Origin of the sequence: Bartonella sp. AP57NXGY (assembly GCF_042195805.1) — a bacterium.
Lineage (GTDB): Bacteria > Pseudomonadota > Alphaproteobacteria > Rhizobiales > Rhizobiaceae > Bartonella.
The window spans coordinates 1-887 of the sequence record NZ_JBHIOZ010000426.1 but is presented as its reverse complement, the minus strand read 5'-3'; the positions used below and the strand labels follow the sequence as shown (position 1 = coordinate 887).

1 protein-coding gene and 1 pseudogene are annotated in these 887 nt (G+C 40.5%); both read right to left on the bottom strand.

The genetic code is table 11. The features are described 5' to 3' along the window. Window positions 1-119: 119 nt before the first annotated feature. Window positions 120-308: a hypothetical protein gene (locus tag ACFIL8_RS11285; RefSeq protein WP_375689874.1), complete on the bottom strand. Its 189-nt coding sequence runs from the start codon at window positions 306-308 to the stop codon at window positions 120-122. A gap of 257 nt (window positions 309-565) precedes the next feature. Then, a pseudogene (locus ACFIL8_RS11280) lies at window positions 566-887 on the bottom strand (hypothetical protein); the annotation flags it as partial.

The window sequence follows — 887 nt, the reverse complement described above, 5'->3', positions numbered from 1 at the left end:
TTTTCATTAGTTTGCTAATTTGCAGTGTTTTTCACTTGCTTTTCAACCAACGTGAGTGGTCTTGAATTCTCTCTCATTGCCTTTTCTTTCAGCCTTTTTTCACGGGTGTTCAAAACAGCCTAGTGTACAAGATTGGTTTTCGTCAAAAGACTATTTTTCAAATCACGACATAATCTTACTAACTCACGAGTGCTTGGAAAAAACGTATCCGATAAACCTTCTAACTCATCGCATAAAATCTGTTTAACCGTTTTTATGAGTGACCACGCAGAAACACTTTCCAAAACCATTCCATAGGTAAGCGCCATACCTTCATGATCTGTCTGTTGCGAAATTTTTAAACCACACCGAAAGCATCCGAATTGCCTTGGTTATGTCCTCTTTACTCACTTTTATTGAAAACAATTCGTGAAGTTGATCACACGCTTCTAAGGCAATCGCTTCCTGCTGTTGTGTCAATGCTTGCCACTTTTCAAAACTAAAGGAAACTCCAGAGTTATCATCTCGTGAATGTGTTTCAAAGTGACCTCGAGGCCCGATATCAAGGATGCTGTCTGAGATGCGTTCATCTACACTTTTTTGCCTTTAAGAGTGATTTTCCATAGTTTTTTCCGTTCTCTAAATCCTCGATAGCTTTTTGCACCCAGTTGCGCCACATTGCTTTCCAATCCGTTTTGCGTGCATCTTTGCCTGTTCTAGCTTTCCAATAATCTCGAAATTTTGCCATTTCGGCTTTGACACGCTCTGGAGGCAATCCCTCTTCGATTGCGAAATCATAAACAGGTTCGAAATCATCAGGGGTACGACAACCACTGTCATTTCTAACCCGTTTAGCTTTTTTCGTAATGTTCTCTTGCTCGTGAATGGAAGGTTGGTTTTCTACACCC

Bases quoted from the DNA above. Each gene is read 5' to 3' on its own strand.
- ACFIL8_RS11285 (WP_375689874.1), bottom strand. From the start codon at position 308: ATGGCGCTTACCTATGGAATGGTTTTGGAAAGTGTTTCTGCGTGGTCA.